Annotated in this window: 13 protein-coding genes and 1 pseudogene; 7 read left to right on the top strand and 7 right to left on the bottom strand. The window is 65.4% G+C overall.

What is annotated here, in order from left to right; all coding sequences use genetic code 11:
• Positions 1–54 precede the first annotated feature (54 nt).
• Positions 55–1,656, top strand: a complete 1,602-nt coding sequence (locus H9L12_RS05580; RefSeq protein WP_246450649.1) for a phosphoenolpyruvate carboxykinase — start codon at positions 55–57, stop codon at positions 1,654–1,656.
• A gap of 23 nt (positions 1,657–1,679) precedes the next feature.
• On the opposite strand, the gene H9L12_RS05575 is transcribed toward H9L12_RS05580, so the two are convergent.
• Both H9L12_RS05575 and H9L12_RS05570 read right to left on the bottom strand, forming a co-directional pair.
• Complete coding sequence (locus H9L12_RS05575; RefSeq protein ID WP_187542963.1) at positions 1,680–2,135, bottom strand: NfeD family protein; 456 nt, start codon at positions 2,133–2,135, stop codon at positions 1,680–1,682.
• On the bottom strand, positions 2,135–3,142 hold the full coding sequence (locus H9L12_RS05570; RefSeq protein WP_187542962.1) for an SPFH domain-containing protein: 1,008 nt from the start codon (positions 3,140–3,142) through the stop codon (positions 2,135–2,137). Before H9L12_RS05570 ends, H9L12_RS05575 begins: the two co-directional genes overlap by 1 nt.
• A gap of 63 nt (positions 3,143–3,205) precedes the next feature.
• Here H9L12_RS05570 and H9L12_RS05565 point away from each other — a divergent pair, with 63 nt between their 5' ends.
• The 4 genes and pseudogenes from H9L12_RS05565 to H9L12_RS05550 all read left to right on the top strand — a co-directional run bounded on the left by H9L12_RS05565 (position 3,206) and on the right by H9L12_RS05550 (position 7,198).
• Positions 3,206–3,988: an HpcH/HpaI aldolase/citrate lyase family protein gene (locus H9L12_RS05565; protein WP_187542961.1), complete on the top strand. Its 783-nt coding sequence runs from the start codon at positions 3,206–3,208 to the stop codon at positions 3,986–3,988.
• A gap of 39 nt (positions 3,989–4,027) precedes the next feature.
• A complete protein-coding gene (guaB, locus tag H9L12_RS05560) occupies positions 4,028–5,506 on the top strand; it encodes an IMP dehydrogenase (RefSeq protein ID WP_187542960.1) in 1,479 nt (492 codons plus the stop codon).
• A 3-nt stretch (positions 5,507–5,509) separates the two neighbouring features.
• Positions 5,510–6,674: pseudogene (locus tag H9L12_RS14395) on the top strand (RsmB/NOP family class I SAM-dependent RNA methyltransferase).
• Between the two features lie 26 nt (positions 6,675–6,700).
• On the top strand, positions 6,701–7,198 hold the full coding sequence (locus H9L12_RS05550) for a tetratricopeptide repeat protein (protein WP_187542959.1): 498 nt from the start codon (positions 6,701–6,703) through the stop codon (positions 7,196–7,198).
• Here H9L12_RS05550 and rsmA read toward each other — a convergent pair.
• The 4 genes from rsmA to H9L12_RS05530 all read right to left on the bottom strand — a co-directional run bounded on the left by rsmA (position 7,195) and on the right by H9L12_RS05530 (position 12,675).
• Entirely contained in the window at positions 7,195–8,037 is an 843-nt protein-coding gene (gene rsmA / locus H9L12_RS05545) for a 16S rRNA (adenine(1518)-N(6)/adenine(1519)-N(6))-dimethyltransferase RsmA (protein WP_187542958.1), read from the bottom strand. The two genes, H9L12_RS05550 and rsmA, sit on opposite strands and share 4 nt — an antisense overlap.
• Entirely contained in the window at positions 8,034–9,047 is a 1,014-nt protein-coding gene (gene pdxA, locus H9L12_RS05540) for a 4-hydroxythreonine-4-phosphate dehydrogenase PdxA (RefSeq protein ID WP_425506804.1), read from the bottom strand. Before pdxA ends, rsmA begins: the two co-directional genes overlap by 4 nt.
• A gap of 10 nt (positions 9,048–9,057) precedes the next feature.
• Positions 9,058–10,407 carry a peptidylprolyl isomerase gene (locus H9L12_RS05535; RefSeq protein WP_187542957.1) on the bottom strand — a complete coding sequence of 450 codons (1,350 nt, stop codon included), beginning with the start codon at positions 10,405–10,407 and terminating at the stop codon, positions 9,058–9,060.
• A gap of 78 nt (positions 10,408–10,485) precedes the next feature.
• Positions 10,486–12,675, bottom strand: a complete 2,190-nt coding sequence (locus H9L12_RS05530) for an LPS-assembly protein LptD (RefSeq protein WP_246450647.1) — start codon at positions 12,673–12,675, stop codon at positions 10,486–10,488.
• Positions 12,676–12,854: 179 nt separating this feature from the next.
• On the opposite strand from H9L12_RS05530, the gene H9L12_RS05525 reads away from it, so the two are divergent.
• On the top strand, positions 12,855–14,303 hold the full coding sequence (locus H9L12_RS05525) for a leucyl aminopeptidase (RefSeq protein ID WP_187542955.1): 1,449 nt from the start codon (positions 12,855–12,857) through the stop codon (positions 14,301–14,303).
• Positions 14,304–14,317: 14 nt separating this feature from the next.
• On the top strand, positions 14,318–14,758 hold the full coding sequence (locus tag H9L12_RS05520; RefSeq protein ID WP_187542954.1) for a DNA polymerase III subunit chi: 441 nt from the start codon (positions 14,318–14,320) through the stop codon (positions 14,756–14,758).
• On the opposite strand, the gene H9L12_RS05515 is transcribed toward H9L12_RS05520, so the two are convergent.
• On the bottom strand, positions 14,755–15,492 hold the full coding sequence (locus H9L12_RS05515) for a hypothetical protein (RefSeq protein WP_187542953.1): 738 nt from the start codon (positions 15,490–15,492) through the stop codon (positions 14,755–14,757). The genes H9L12_RS05520 and H9L12_RS05515 overlap by 4 nt on opposite strands.
• Positions 15,493–15,563 lie beyond the last annotated feature (71 nt).

Below are 15,563 nucleotides of genomic sequence, written 5' to 3'. Positions count from 1 at the left end.
ATGCGAGACGCCACGATCAAAGGGGGCGTCCTTGAAAATCAAGGAGATGGTGAAGTGAGCGAGCGTATTCCGGCGCATCAGCTGGACGCCCAGGGAATCAATGTCCCGGCGAAAATTCATTGGAACCTGACGACCGCGCCCTTGGTCGAGCACGCGGTGGCTCGCGGCGAGGGGCAGCTGGCAAAGGACGGCCCGCTGGTCGTCCGCACCGGCAAGCACACCGGCCGCAGCGCCCAGGACCGTTTCGTCGTTCGCAACTCCGTCAGCAACGACACCGTCTGGTGGGGCAAATCCAACCGTCCGATGGAAGCCGACGCGTTCGATCGCCTGCACGAGGAATTCCTTGCTCACCTCGCGACCAAGGACACGCTGTTCGTCGCCGATCTCTTTGGCGGCTCGCAGCCCGAAAACCAGGTCAACGTCCGGGTCATCAACGAATTCGCATGGCACAACCTGTTCATCCGCACGCTGCTGGTGCGGCCAGAGCCTGAGCAGCTGGCCGACTACGTGCCGGAATACACCATCATCGACCTGCCTAGCTTCAAGGCCGACCCGGAGCGTCACGGCTGCCGCACCGAGACGGTCATCGCGGTTAATCTGGAGAAGAAGATCATCCTGATCGGCGGCACCGCCTATGCCGGTGAGATGAAGAAGTCGGTGTTTGGCCTGTTAAACTTCTTGTTGCCGGAAAAGGGCATCATGCCGATGCACTGTTCGGCCAATATCGGTCCGGCGGGTGACACGGCGATCTTCTTTGGCCTGTCGGGCACCGGCAAGACGACCTTGTCGGCTGATCCGAACCGGACGCTGATCGGCGACGACGAGCATGGCTGGTCGGACACCGCGGTGTTCAATTTCGAAGGCGGTTGCTACGCCAAGATGATCCGACTGTCGGAAGAGGCCGAACCGGAAATCTTCGCGACGACCAAGCGCTTCGGAACGGTGCTCGAGAACGTGGTGATGGACCCCGTCACGCGCGAGCTCGACCTCGACGACAACAGCTACGCCGAGAACAGCCGCGGAGCCTATCCGATCGACTTCATCCCGAATTCGTCGGAAAAGAACATGGGCCCGGTCCCGCGCAACATCATCATGCTGACTGCCGACGCGTTCGGTGTGCTGCCCCCGATCGCGCGGCTGACGCCGGACCAGGCGATGTATCATTTCATTTCGGGCTATACCGCCAAGGTCGCGGGCACCGAAATTGGCGTGACCGAGCCGGAAGCGACGTTCTCGACCTGCTTCGGCGCGCCGTTCATGCCGCGTCATCCGTCGGTCTATGGCAATCTGCTCAAGAAGCGGATTGCCGAGGGCGACGTGACCTGCTGGCTGGTCAATACTGGCTGGACCGGCGGCAAGTATGGCGTCGGCAAGCGCATGCCGATCAAGGCGACCCGCGCCCTGCTCAACGCCGCGCTCGACGGCAGCCTCAACCAGGCCGAATTCCGCAGGGACCCGAACTTCGGGTTCGAAGTGCCTGTCGAAGTGCCGGGCGTCGATACCGCAATCCTCGACCCGCGGTCGACCTGGTCCGATCCGCAAGACTATGACCGCACGGCAGCGAAGCTGGTCGACCTGTTTGTCGAGAACTTCACCGAGTTCGCGGCGCACGTCGAAGAGGGTGTACGCCAGGCCGGACCGCAGCTCGCCGCCTGAGGGAACGACAGGACCGTCGCGCCCTAGGTGAGACGGTCCTGCCGGACGGGCTCGACGACCAGGCAATTGCCGTCGACTCCGGTGACCTCGACCCGCTCGCCGGCAGCGGCGGGACCGCCACGCGCGCTCCACTCGCTATCGCCGACGCGAACGCGCCCGCCATGTTCGTCGACCGGCGTGACGACCAAGACGGTCCGGCCGATTAGCCGGTTAGATGGATCGTTGAGGCCGATTTGCTGCTCGGGCGTGCTTGGCTGCGCGTACCAGCGCCGGCCGAGCATTACCGCCAAGGCGGTATAGATGGCGAATAGTACCAGTTGCGCCGGCAGGCGGAGGTCGAACAAAAGCGTGAAGGCCCCGGTCGCGACGGCGGCCGCGCCGACGAAAAGCAGGAAAAAGCCGGGCGCGATGACTTCGCAGATCAGCAGCAATACGCCGCCGATCGCCCACAGCCAGCCAGGTTCGATTCCCCCGAGCATCAGCCTTCGATCCGCGGAACGCCGGGAACGGACGATGGCGCCGCGCCACGGCTGGCCGTGGCGGCCTTGCCCTTCGGCGGCGTAGGCGGCTGGGGCGCGCCTTCACCGAAGACGTCGCGGGCCAGTTCTCCGATCCCGCCGAGCGTTCCCATCAACTGGGTCGCTTCGACCGGGAACAGGATCGTCTTGGCATTAGGCGAGGTGGCGAATTTCCCGAGCGCTTCGACATATTTCTGGGCGATGAAGTAATTGATCGCCTGCGCGCTGCCGCCTTCGATGGCATCGCTTACCGACTTGGTGGCGTTGGCCTCTGCCTGCGCGGCGCGTTCGCGGGCCTCGGCCTCGCGGAACGCGGCTTCCTTCATGCCTTCGGCCGACAGGATCTTGGCCTGCTTCTCGCCCTCCGCGCGAAGGATTTCCGAAGCCCGGCTGCCCTCGGCCTCGAGGATCGAGGCGCGCTTCTCGCGCTCGGCCTTCATCTGGCGGGTCATGGCGTTGACGATGTCGGAGGGCGGGCGAATGTCCTTCAATTCGACGCGGGTAATCTTCACGCCCCATGCTTCGGTCGCATGGTCGACGACGGCGAGCAGCCGGGCGTTGATCTCGTCACGCTTTGACAGCGTCTCGTCTAGGTCCATCGACCCCATCACCGTGCGCAGGTTTGTGGTCGAAAGGGCGAGGATGGCGAGATAGAGGTCGCTGACTTCGTAAGCGGCCTTGGCGGCATCGAGCACCTGGAAGAAAACCACGCCGTCGACTGCGACCATGGCGTTGTCCTTGGTGATGATCTCCTGGCCAGGGATGTCGAGCACCTGCTCCATCATGTTGATGCGCTGGCCGACGCGGTAGAAGAAGGGCGGCACGAAGTTGAAGCCGGGTTGAGCCACACGGACAAAGCGGCCGAAATGTTCGATCGTGTAGCGATAACCCTGATGGACGATCTTGACGCCCATCATCACGAACAGCAGCACCAATACGACGATGGCGATCAGGAACGTGGTCAGCATGTATATCCCCCTTGCTTGCCTCCATGATGACGCCGGGCGCATCGAACGGGAAGGAAATTCGGCATGACGCTCAACCTGGTCGACCGGCGGGCGGTGCTGTTCCTTCCGGCCAGCAATCCGCGAGCGATCGAGAAGGCGCGGGCCAGCGCCGCCGACCTGGTCGTCCTCGACCTGGAAGACGCGGTGAAGGTCGAGAACAAGGAGTCGGCGAGGTTGGCCGCGGTCGAGGCGGTGGCGATGGACTGGCCGATGCCGGTCGCAATCCGGGTGAATGGAATCCGCACCACTTGGCACGAGATGGACGTCGCGGCAGCCAACGCGTCGAACTGCGACCTCGTCGTCTTTCCACTCGTCGAAGAATCGCTGAAGCCGCTCGACAAGCCGGTCGCGGCGATGATCGAGACCGCCGGTGGTGTCCTGGCTGCCGCCGAGATCGCGCGATCCTGTTCGGCGCTCATCGTCGGTACAAATGATCTTGCGGCAAGCCTGCGCCTGCCGATCGGCTCGCGGGCATCGATGAGCTACGCGTTGCAGTCAACGCTGCTCGCCGCGCGGGCGGCGGGGATCGCGGCGTTCGACGGAGTTTATAATCGGCTCGAGGATCCCGAAGGTTTCGTTGCCGAGGCAGAGGAGAGCCGTCGCCTCGGCTTCGACGGCAAGTCCCTGATTCATCCCGACCAGATCGCCCCGTGTCATGCCGCCTTCGCGCCGAGCCAGACGGACATCGAGCGGGCGAGGCGGCTGGTCGCCCATGCAACGGGCGGGGCGGTCCGGTTCGAGGGCGCGATGGTCGAGGATATGCATGTCGAGGCGGCCCGGCGTCTGCTGGATCGGTACGACCGCTAGCGGGGTTGGCGAATCACGCCGAACTTGGCAAAGGCGCGCATGGCTCATCTCTCCGACGCTTCCGACATTCCGCTTGGCCTCACGTTCGACGACGTGCTGCTCCAGCCGCTCGAATCCGACGTGCTTCCGTCAGGGACGGACACACGGACCTTCCTGACCCGCAGTATACCGCTCAACATCCCGATCCTGTCGTCAGCGATGGATACGGTGACCGAGGCGGACATGGCGATCGCGCTGGCCCAGCTTGGCGGCATCGGAGTCCTCCACCGCAATATGGAAGTCGATGAGCAGGCCGCGGCGGTCCGGGCCGTGAAACGCTTCGAAAGCGGCATGGTCGTCAACCCGATCACCATGACTCCGGACCAGACGCTAGCCGAGGCGTTCGAGCTGATGAAGGCCAACCGCATCAGCGGCATCCCGGTTGTCGAATCGTCGGGCAAGCTGGTCGGCATCCTCACCAACCGCGATGTCCGCTTCGCCGAAAATCCGCGTCAGAAAGTCCGCGAACTTATGACTGCCGACAATCTGGCGACGGTGCGAGAGAGCGTCAGCCAGGAAGAAGCGCGGCGCATCCTCCACCAACGGCGGATCGAAAAGTTGCTGGTTGTCGACGGAGCGGGCCATTGCGTCGGCCTGATTACCGTCAAGGACATCGAGAAGGCGGTGGCGTCGCCGCTCGCGACCAAGGACGCGGAAGGGCGCCTGCGAGTCGCGGCCGCGACCACCGTCGGCGACAAGGGCTTCGAGCGGTCGGAGGTGCTGGTCGCCGCGGGCTGCGACTGCATCGTCATCGACACCGCCCACGGCCACAACCGCGACGTCGCGCGCGCGGTGGAGCGGCTGAAGAATGTGTCGAACAGCGTGCAGGTCGTCGCCGGCAATGTCGCCACCGCCGATGCCGCCAGGGCGCTGGCCGATGCGGGTGCGGACGCGATCAAGGTCGGGATCGGCCCGGGCTCGATTTGCACCACCCGTATCGTCGCGGGCGTTGGCGTGCCGCAGCTCAGCGCGATCATGAACGCTGCTTCGACCGCATCGAAGGCCGGCGTTCCGGTGATCGCCGACGGCGGCATCCGCACCTCGGGCGACATCGCCAAGGCGCTGGCGGCGGGGGCGTCGACCGTGATGGTCGGATCGTTGCTGGCCGGGACGGATGAAGCGCCGGGCGAGACGTTCCTGTACCAGGGCCGCGCCTACAAGAGTTATCGCGGGATGGGCAGCGTCGGCGCAATGGCGCGTGGGTCGGCCGACCGCTATTTCCAGCAGGACATCAAGGACCAGCTCAAGCTAGTGCCTGAGGGCATCGAGGGCCAGGTCGCCTATAAAGGCCCGGCGCGCGACATCATCCACCAGCTGGTCGGCGGTGTGAAAGCGGCAATGGGCTATACCGGCAGCGCCACGATCGCCGACCTGCAAGAGCGCGCCCAGTTTGTTCGCATTACCAACGCGGGCCTCAGCGAAAGTCACGTCCATGACGTCGCGATCACGCGCGAGGCGCCCAATTATCCGACTCGCTGACCAATGACGCCCGCCGCCCGCGCGCAAGCGGCGATCGAGCTGCTCGACGAGATCATCGCCTCGGCCGTCAATGATGGGCCGCCTGCCGACACGTTGGTGCAGCGCTATTTCAAGCCTCGGCGCTATGCGGGTTCGAAGGATCGGCGAGCAGTGCGCGAGCTGGTATTCAGGGCGATTCGCGCCGTCGGTGATCGGCCGGACAGCGGGCGAGCTGCATTACTGGCGCTCGAAGACGCGCGGCAGTGGTTCGATGGCTCGGTGCATGGCCCTGCGCTCATTGGTGACGGAGAACAGCCGGCGCCTTCGCGCCTCCTGCCGCAGTGGATCGAGGCCGAACTCTCTTCGCTCGTCGGACCGGAGGAGTGGCGGGCATTGCTGGAACGCGCGCCGCTCGACCTGCGCGCAAACATAACGCGGACTGATCGCGATTCGATGGTCGCGCATTTCGAGGGCGCCGTCGCGACCCGGCTCAGTCCGTGGGGCTTCGCCTCCCGCCCGACAGCGCGGTTTCCGGTGACGCAGCGTTCGACGAGGGTTTGGTCGAAGTCCAGGACGAGGGTAGCCAGCTGATTGCCCTTGCCTGCCAGCCGGCCGACGGTGCGGCGATCCTTGATCTTTGTGCGGGGGCGGGGGCAAAGCGCTGGCGCTGGCCGCTGCGGCGCCGGGAGCGCGCGTCATTGCCAGCGACACCAACCGTCAGCGCCTGTCGCAACTCGCACCGCGGGCCGAGCGCGCCGGCGCCACGATCGAGACTCGCCTGCTCGACGGAGGCAGGGAGGTCGAGCAACTCGCAGAACTGGCAGGTTCGATGGACGTTGTGCTGGTCGACGCGCCGTGCAGCGGGTCGGGAACGTGGCGGCGGAACCCGGAAGGCCGGTGGCGATTGACACCCGAGCGGCTGACCCGCCTCGTCGACCTTCAAAAGCGCCTGCTCGACATCGCGGCGCCGCTGGTCCGGCCGGGCGGCAGGTTGGTCTATGCGACCTGCTCGATCCTTTCCGTCGAAGGGAGCTGGCAGGCCGCCGATTTCTTAGGGCGCCATTCAGGTTGGCGCGCGCAGGATGCCGGCTTCGATGGAGGTCGGACGGATGGAGCGGCCACGGTGCTGACGCCCCATCATGATACGACCGACGGCTTTACCGTCGCGTGCTTCGTTGCCCCATGTTAGGACGGGGCAATTGGTTGGAGATGATCATGCGTTTTTCGCCGCTTGCACTGACCCTGGGCCTGGCCGCGTCGGCCCTGTCGGTCCCCGGTATGACCCAGAAGCCGGATGACCAGATCATCCCGCGCTCCATTGAACTGACCACTCAAGCCCAGGCATCACTTGCGTCGGGAAATCTGGACGCTGCTGCCGATTCACTCGAAACTGCCCTGGCGGTAGATCCGCGCAATCGCGCGGCGTTTGTCACGCTGGGCAAGGTGGCGATCCGTCAAAAGCTCTTCGGAAAGGCGATTCGCCTGACGAACAAGGCGCTGTCGATGGAACCTACCGACCGCGAGGCGCTGCTGGTCCAGGGGCAGGCGATGGTTGAGCTTGGCGCGCTGCCTCGCGCCAAGGATAATCTCGCCAAGTTGCAGAAGCTGTGCGGTACGGCGGGCTGCTCGCAGGTGGCATCGCTGTCGGCGTCGATCGTCAAGGGCCCGGCGATGGCCGCCGCGACCCCCGCGACGGCGAAGAAGGTCAACTAGGCCGAAAGCCGCCGCGCCAGCGCGACATATTCGTCGACGCTGACCGTTTCCGCCCGCCGCGCCGGGTCGATCCCCAATGTTGCCAGCGCGTCGAGTGCACCCGGCATCGCCTTGAGCGACTGACGAAGCATTTTCCGGCGCTGACCGAAAGCAGCGGCGGTGAGCCTTTCCAGAACGGCAGGATCGACCCCCTCCGGCTCGGCGGCGGGGACGAGGTGAACGACGGCGGACGCCACTTTCGGCGGGGGGACAAAGGCGGAGCGGTGGACGGGCATGGCAATCCGCGGAGTCGATCGCCATTGCGCCGCGACCGCCAGCCGGCCGTAGGCATCGTCGCCCGCTCGAGCGACGATCCGCTCGGCGACTTCTTTCTGGAACATCAGGGTCAGCGAGCTCCACCAAGGCGGCCATCGTTCGCCGCCGAGCCACCGCAGCAGCAGGGCCGTGCCGACATTGTAAGGCAGGTTGGCGACGATGTGCGCACCGGTTCCGGCCTCACGTTCCTCGTCCACCTCCAGCGCATCGCCCTCGATCAGCGACAGGCGGTTAGCGCTCTCCGCCCCCAGTTCCGCCAAGGCCGGGATGCAACGGCGGTCACGTTCGACGGCGACGACCGAGGCGCCCGTGTCGAGCAATGCTCGAGTCAGGCCGCCCGGGCCGGGTCCAACCTCATACACCCTGTCTCCGGGTGCGAGGCCGGGAATGGTCGCGATCCGGGCGAGGAGCTGCCGGTCGAGGATGAAATTTTGGCCTAGCGCCTTTGACGCGGACAGGCCGTGCCGGGCGATGACGGACCGCAGCGGCTCCGGCCCGTCGGGGGCGTCAGGGTCCCCGCTCATGCCCGGTGAAGGTTTGCCGCGCGTTGCGCCGCACAGCTGGCCGCCATTCGGATCGCCGCCGCCATTGCCGTTGGTTCGGCGCGGTCCAAGCCGGCAATATCGAACGCGGTGCCATGGTCGGGGGCGGTCCGGACGATCGGCAGACCCAGCGTCAGGTTCACGCCCTCGTCGAAATGGAGCGCTTTCAAGGGGATCAACGCCTGGTCATGATACATGCAGAGCGCTGCGTCGTAGCGGGCTCGGGCGGCCGCATGGAACATCGTATCGGCAGGGTGCGGACCCGTCACGTCCCAACCTTCGGCCCGGAGATTGTCGATCGCCGGGATGATGATCTCGATCTCTTCGCGACCGAGCGCGCCTCCTTCGCCCGCGTGCGGGTTGAACCCGGCGATGGCCAGACGGGGATCGGCAATGCCGAAGTTGCGCTGAAGGCCGCGCAGGGTCGCCCGCGCTCTCGCCTCGATCAGAGAGGTTGACAACAGGCTGCTCGCATCGGCCAGCGGAATGTGGGTGGTGACGGGGACGGTCCGAAGCGTGGGCCCGGCAAGCATCATGGCGACATTGGACGACGATACGCCGCACCGTTCGGCGACGAATTCCGTCTGGCCGGGATGACTGAAGCCAATCGCGTAAAGCTGCACCTTGGACACGGGTCCGGTGACCACCGCCGACGCGGAGCCCGACCGGGCCAGTCCCACCGCAAGCTCCAGCGAATCGAGCGAACAGTGGGCTCCGGCCACGCTCGGCACGCCGGGGACGTCCGGCTCGGCCGAGGCCAGCGCCAGCAGCGGCAATCCGATGTCGAACGCGCTGTCCGCCTCCCGCGGGTCGTCGATGGTCGCGATTGGCCCGTCCCACACGGCGGCCAGGCTTCGCGGGTCACCAATGGCCACGAACGGCGGAAGGTCCAGTCGCGCGCGATAGTCCCAGCATTTGCCGACGACTTCCGGACCGATCCCGGCGGGGTCGCCAAGTGAAACGGCCAATGGCTGGGCGGGCAATGACGACACCCGCCCGGTCCTAGCGGAAATCGATGACTGCGTCGCGCCGAAGGTCGCGGAGATAGCGACGGGCGCGCATGTTCACGCGCTCCTCGTTGATCTGGCTATAGACCTGGTCGAACGTGGGAAGCGTGCTCGCAACCTCGTCGCGGCCACACATCACAAGGACGCGGACGCCTTCTTCCAGATTACCGAACGGACGGGTCGCCTGGCCGATCTGCATCGGCAGCATCATTTCCTGAAGCGCGGGCGGAAGTTCGCGAAGCTTGACCTGGTCCGACTGGACGACGTCGCCCTGGAAGTCGGTGGCCAGTTTCTCGGCACCGCCGCAGCCACCGATCGAACGGGAAGCCTGGGCGAATGACGCTACCCGCGCTTCGGCTTGTGCCCTTGTCGTTCCCTTCGGAAAGGTGATGGACACCTGCTTGAGGTTCAGGACAGCGTTGCGCGGGTCGTTCGACAGGATGGAGCGCGTATCCTGCACCGCGATGATCGACACGCCACCGGGCACATCGATCGGCACCGAGACCGCGCCGTTGCCGAGTTCCTTGACCGCCTCATCAAGCGGCGCGGGAAGCTGTTCCGGGCGCACCCATCCGAGGTCGCCACCGACCGCGGCAGTCGTCGACTGCGAATATTGGCGTGCGTAAGCTGCGAACGAGCCACCCTGCCGAAGGGCGGCGAGGATCTTGCCCGCGTTGGCCTTCACTTCGTCATGGTTGGCGGCCGTCGACGACAGGAAGATTTCGCCGACGCGATATTCCTGGGTGCCCTTTGATGCTTCCAGCTTGGCGATGACCGCCTTCACTTCATCTTCGCCGACGCTGACGCCGCTTTCGATTTTCGCACTTTGCAGGCGCCGCCAAGCGATTTCGCCCTCGATCTGCCGACGGATCGAGCGGATCGATGAGCCATTGGCGGCAAGATAGGCCGCGAGCTGTTCCGGGCTCTGTTTCAGGTTGCCGGCGACGCGCGTTATCGTGCGGTCGATATCGGCAGGCTTGATTTCGATCTCTTCTGCCCGGGCGGCCTGGATCTGCAGCGTTTCGTCGACAAGATTGCGAAGCACCTGCTGGCGGAGGCGTTCCATTTCCTCGGCCGGAATGCTCTCGCCATTGGCGATCGCGAGAAGCGCAACGCGCTGGTCGATATCCGTCTGGGTAATCACCTCGCCGTTGACGATCACGGTCGCCTTCACGACCTGGGGCAGGGGCGCACCGTAGATGGTGGGGTTGGACGGCAAGCGAAGGTTGGCCGCGCTGTCAGCGGGCGGCGCGGCGGTTTGCGAGACGGCTGCCGTGGTTGCGGCGGCAAGCCCGATTCCGGCCATTAGCAGCGCCGAACGCTTCGAAAGCAGCTTACCGGTCATCCTTGTTGCCACGCGTCAATTCCTTGAAAGCCAATGGTATTTGCGAGGTCGATTTACTCACGCCCGCTGAACGCAGGCTTAGCGGCCCAACCCCTTGAACGCCAAGTGCAGCGAGAAAGTGCTGCCCTTACGGAAGTCCCCGATGCGCTCATAGTCGCGCTTCCACGACAGGCCAAGGTCCAGACACTCGTCCTCGTAATTGATGCCGAAACGGTGCCTCACCCATTGGAACCCATCGGACAGGCTGAGCGGGTCCTCTTCGGTGTCGGTCAGGTCGACGACCGTGGCGCCGAACACGGACCAATACCGCGCGAACTGCAGCCGTCCGGCAAGGCGAAGCTCTTCCTTGTCACGAAGGTCCTCGACCTCGCTCGAGATGTCCCGGTTGAGCCGGAGGTAGCCGATCTGGGCGTAGGTCAGGTCGGTCCCGAACGTCAGGTCGACCTCATTGCGCCGCACCGCCGCGGTATCCTTGTCGAGGCGGAAGCGGTGGGTGAGGTCGACCAACCGTCCGAAACGCACGCGCGTCTTGCCGACGACGTCGCTCAGCCGGTCCGTCAGGCCGGTACCGTCCGGGAAGATCGTCGGTCGACGGGACAGGCGATAGCTTTGTCCGACGACGGTCTGGACGGACCAGTTGGGCCGATCGAGGGCCCATTCGACGCCATATGTCACCCGCGAACTGTCTTCCCACCGGTCATAGCCCGGGAAGCGGTTGAGGGCGAACAGGTTGCTGTCTTCGAGATCCACCGCCCGGGCATCCTCGTTCGGAATGTCGAAATTGTTGGTGTTGGGCGTGATCACCAGCTGCACGCGCGGCGTCAGCCGTTGCAGGCCGCCGAGGAGCGGACCGACCAGCGGCCAGCGGACGTCCGCGGCCAGTGCACCGATCGCCCGGCCGTGCCAGCCATCGGTGCCGCGGTAGATGGCGACGCTGGTGTCGCCGGATTCGTCCGTGTGATAGACGTCGCCGCGCGCATAGGCGGTCAGCGCCACCTCCTGTCCCCATCGGGTGATCCGCCGCGTTTCCCACTTGGCAGACGCGAAAGCGCGCTGCGTATCCTGGCCCTCGAGCCGCAGGATAGCGAGACTGTTGGCCTGCAGTTCGAGCATGCCGCCGATCACGGGCGAGGGCACGCGTAGGCGGGCGTCGATTGCGGGAAGCGCGATGGGAATCTGCTTCTGGACGTCGTCGACGCGCAGGCCCTGGAACGCCCAGCCGGCAATCGACACATAGGCGTCGGGCGTAATGCGCTCGAGATTGATGTAGCTGCGGAGCCGGTCATCGCGGGTAAGGTCGTAGCGGCGGGTCACGGTTTTGTCGGTTGCCGCCCGGATCGACGTTGTCAGGCCCCACTCGGGCGAGAACTGCGCCTTGCCGTTCGCCTCGATATAGGCCCGGACCCGTTTGCGCTCGACGCTGATGGTCGCGGCGGGATCGGTTTCGGCCACCGTTCCATAGGTCAGGAACGCGCCGACCTGGAACGCGCCCAGGCTGTTGAGGTTACGAAAGCGCGCTTCGATCCCCGGTACGTTCTTCGTGTAAAGATGCGGCGTGATCGTCAGGTCGCGGTTGGGCGCCAGACGGAAATAATAGGGCAGGCTGACTTCGAAGCCATTCGACGCGGAGATGCTGATGTCCGGAATCAGGGCGCCGGTCGCTCCGCCGCCATTGCCGGTGTTCACGGAGAAGATCGGGAGAAGGGGCAGGCTGACCCCGAACAGGTGCAACCGTCCGCCACGAAAACGTATCCGGTTGTTCGCGGGGTCCTGGACGACCTGGGCAGCGCTGATCGACCAGCTCGGCCGTTTCGGGCACCCTTTGTCGCCAACGACCGGACAGGCCGAATAGACGGCGTTCTGGAGCGTGGTTCGACCGTCCCGGCGAACCGCCCGGTCGGCGGCAATGCGTCCCCCGGTGTCGAGGACGACGAGCAGGTTCTCGATCGTTCCGTCCCGAAGCGAATCGGTGAGGACGACGCGTTCGCCGATGACCCGGTCACCTTCCGGCGACAGCAGCACGACAGAACCACTGGCGACGACGGCACCCGATCTGCGGCTCCATTCGACCTTGTCCGCCGCGACATAATAGCCGTCGCGGTCCATGCGCACGCGCCCCTCCGCGGTTAGAAGGTCGGCCTCGCTGTCGTAGGTGACGACGTCGGCGGAAAAGTCGACCGGGGACGACGCCGGGGCGGCAGTCGTCGCGGCGACCGGCCGCGAATCCTGCGCGGCAGCGTTGTTGGAGAACGCGAAAAGGAGTGGCAACGCCGTCCAGCAGCCCCGAAGTGCTCGCACGCTTGTGTCAGTCCCGCTCGATGCTTTTGCCAGAGTGAATAGCCTATTGCACCTCGAGCGCAGGGCGGCAATCCGTCTCAAGGCTTTGCTAGTCCGGCGGCGCGGCCTAAGGAGCGCCGACCCCGATCGTTCATGCCCCGAGGACCTTCATGCAGATTCGCTTCGCCACCAGCCGCCCCGCCGGTGATCATGTGCTCGTTTTGCCGGCAACCGGCCCCTCGATCGTCGCCACCGGGATTGACCCCAACGGGCTGGCCTCGATCCTGAAGCGGCAGCGGTTCGAAGGGGATGCGGGTAGTGTCGTCGAACATTTCACGACCGGCGACGATGCGCGGCGATTGTTGATTGTCGGGATCGGCCGTGCCGATGCGGCGGCGGCCGAGCAGCTTGGCGGTGCCGTGGCGGGCCGGTTGCTGACGTCGGGCGAGCGTGAAGCAGTGATCGACCTGTCGGGCGCGGGGCTTGATGCGGACTCCGCGGCGCGGGTCGCGCTGGCCGCCGTGCTGAGGTCGTGGCGTCACGACGCCTATCGCACCCGCCTCAAGGACAAGCAGAAGCCGACCCTGGAGCAGGTCACCATCGTCGGCGCTCCTGACGGGGCGGAGTCGCTGTGGGGCGATCGTTATTCGGCGCTTGCCGACGGCCTCGCGCTGACTCGCAAACTGGTGACCGAGCCGCCCAACATCATCTATCCGGAAAGCTTCGTCGCTCGTTGCCGCGAGCCGATGGAACAAGCCGGTCTCAAGGTTCGCGCCCTTGGTCAGGCCGAGATGGAGAAGCTCGGCATGGGCGCGCTGCTCGGCGTGTCGCAGGGGTCGCGCCGGGCGCCGCAGTTGCTGGTGATGGAATGGAACGGCGGTACCCAGGGCGACAAGCCGCTCGTGTTCGTCGGCAAGGGCGTGACGTTCGACACCGGCGGCATTTCGATCAAGCCGGCCGCGGGCATGGAGATGATGAAGTGGGACATGGGCGGCGCGGGCGCTGTCGCCGGCGCCATGCTGGCCATCGCCAGGCGAAAGGCCCCGGCCAACGTCGTCGGCATCTGCGGCCTCGTCGAGAACATGCCCGACGGCAACGCCCAGCGGCCGAGCGATGTCGTCACCACCATGTCGGGCCAGACGGTCGAGGTGATCAACACGGACGCAGAAGGCCGCCTAGTGCTGTGCGACGCGCTGACCTGGGCGCAGAAGGAATATCGTCCGCGGGCGATTGTCGATCTCGCGACCCTGACTGGCGCCATGGTGATCAGCCTGGGGCATGAATACGCCGGCTTCTTCACAAACGACGACAAGCTCGCCGCGCAGCTGACTAAGGCAGCAGACGAAACCGGCGACAAGCTGTGGCGCCAGCCTTTGGGCGAGGCCTACGACCGGCTGATCGATTCGCCGATTGCCGACATGAAGAACGTCGGACCGCGCGAGGCGGGATCGATCACCGCCGCGCAATTCCTGCAGCGCTATATCGAAGATGGCGTCAGTTGGGCGCACCTCGACATCGCCGGCATGGCTTGGTCCGACAAGCCCAAGCCGACCTACGACAAGGGCGCGACCGGTTACGGCGTCCGCCTGCTCGACCAGCTCGTCGCCGACCTCGCCTGAGATCGGACGAGTCGGTGAGGGTCGACTTCTACCAGCTTGGCGGAAGCGCGACCCTCGACGGGGTGGTGACATCGATCGCCGGCCGCCTGATCAGCGAGAAGCAACGCTTGCTGGTCACGATGGCGGACGAGGCGGCCATCGCACGCCTCGACCGCCAGTTGTGGGACCAGGGACCGGCGAGTTTCCTGCCGCATGGAGTTGCAGGCGGCGTCGATGATTCGGCCCAACCTGTCCTGCTCTCGCAATTCACTGACGCGCCCAACGGAGCGCGGAACATTCTGCTCGGCGATGGTGAGTGGCGCGATGCCGCGCTCGGGTATGATCGCGCTTTTTATGTCTTCGACGAGCCTGTGATCGACGCGGCGCGGTTGGCGTGGAAGCTGCTGGCCGGCCGGGAAGGGGTCGAGCGCAATTACTGGGCGCAGGAGGAGGGCCGCTGGGTCAAGAAAGCCTAGCCGACCGGCAATGGCTGGCAGATCTTCCGCTTTTGCACGTCATGTCTCAGGGAAGCCAGCGTCGCATCGGGGCCGAAGATGGCCGTCAAATCCGGTTCGATCCGGCGCCCCTTGGTCATCAAGAGCAGCTGGTCCGCGATGAGGCCGTTCAGCCGGACGCGGTAGGTCAGCAATTTCAGCGACGTCGCCAGTTCCGTCACCATGCTTTCCGATAACGGCCCGGGCGAGTTCTCGATCAGCCGGAGGCGATACCAGAGACGCTGTTCCTCACCGATATTCTGGTTGAATTCCTTGATCGCCGGGTAGGTGCTGGCCAGCGAACTCTTGTTACCCTCGGGCATGTAGGCGATTGCACCACTGTTGAGGGCATCGTCCCAGCTTGCCGATTCGAGCGCCCGGTAGGGCGTGGCACCAAATTCCCCGACCTTGGGAAGCGACTGCCCGGCCCGCACCGACGCGACGATTCGATCGAGTTCCGCCAAACGGCGGGTTAGGCAAGGCTGTAGGAGCGCGCGTTCGACAAAGGTTGCGGCGGATACCGCCAGTTCGCGGTCGATGGCGTCCGAGGCATTGGCCGCCTTGCTGCGCCAGCGCGCATCGTCCGCCTTTTCCCCGATCCACAGCGCGATCAGCACGCCGAGGATGGTGACCAGGATATCGCGATAGAAGTCGGTCGAGCGGAGGATGGCGCTCCACGCCGGCTCCTTGGTCGGTTGCACCGGCGTCTCGTCCATGCCCGTCTTGCATCCCCCCTATGAGGAAACTAGAGGGGCCGCACTTCCCAACCTTTGTCAATCCGATGGAG

The sequence above is a fragment of the Sphingomonas rhizophila genome, from assembly GCF_014396585.1.
Taxonomy (GTDB): Bacteria; Pseudomonadota; Alphaproteobacteria; order Sphingomonadales; family Sphingomonadaceae; genus Sphingomicrobium; species Sphingomicrobium rhizophilum.
Note: the sequence above shows the minus strand (reverse complement) of the source record. Positions and strands in the feature narration are given on the sequence as shown.

What these genes read in the sequence shown, in the direction of transcription:
- guaB (WP_187542960.1), top strand. Translation starts at nt 4,028, where the DNA reads ATGGCTCATCTCTCCGACGCTTCCGACATTCCGCTTGGCCTCACGTTC.
- H9L12_RS05515 (WP_187542953.1), bottom strand. Translation starts at nt 15,492, where the DNA reads ATGGACGAGACGCCGGTGCAACCGACCAAGGAGCCGGCGTGGAGCGCC.
- H9L12_RS05550 (WP_187542959.1), top strand. Translation starts at nt 6,701, where the DNA reads ATGCGTTTTTCGCCGCTTGCACTGACCCTGGGCCTGGCCGCGTCGGCC.
- H9L12_RS05535 (WP_187542957.1), bottom strand. Translation starts at nt 10,407, where the DNA reads ATGACCGGTAAGCTGCTTTCGAAGCGTTCGGCGCTGCTAATGGCCGGA.
- H9L12_RS05575 (WP_187542963.1), bottom strand. Translation starts at nt 2,135, where the DNA reads ATGCTCGGGGGAATCGAACCTGGCTGGCTGTGGGCGATCGGCGGCGTA.
- H9L12_RS05565 (WP_187542961.1), top strand. Translation starts at nt 3,206, where the DNA reads ATGACGCTCAACCTGGTCGACCGGCGGGCGGTGCTGTTCCTTCCGGCC.
- H9L12_RS05570 (WP_187542962.1), bottom strand. Translation starts at nt 3,142, where the DNA reads ATGCTGACCACGTTCCTGATCGCCATCGTCGTATTGGTGCTGCTGTTC.
- H9L12_RS05525 (WP_187542955.1), top strand. Translation starts at nt 12,855, where the DNA reads ATGCAGATTCGCTTCGCCACCAGCCGCCCCGCCGGTGATCATGTGCTC.
- rsmA (WP_187542958.1), bottom strand. Translation starts at nt 8,037, where the DNA reads ATGAGCGGGGACCCTGACGCCCCCGACGGGCCGGAGCCGCTGCGGTCC.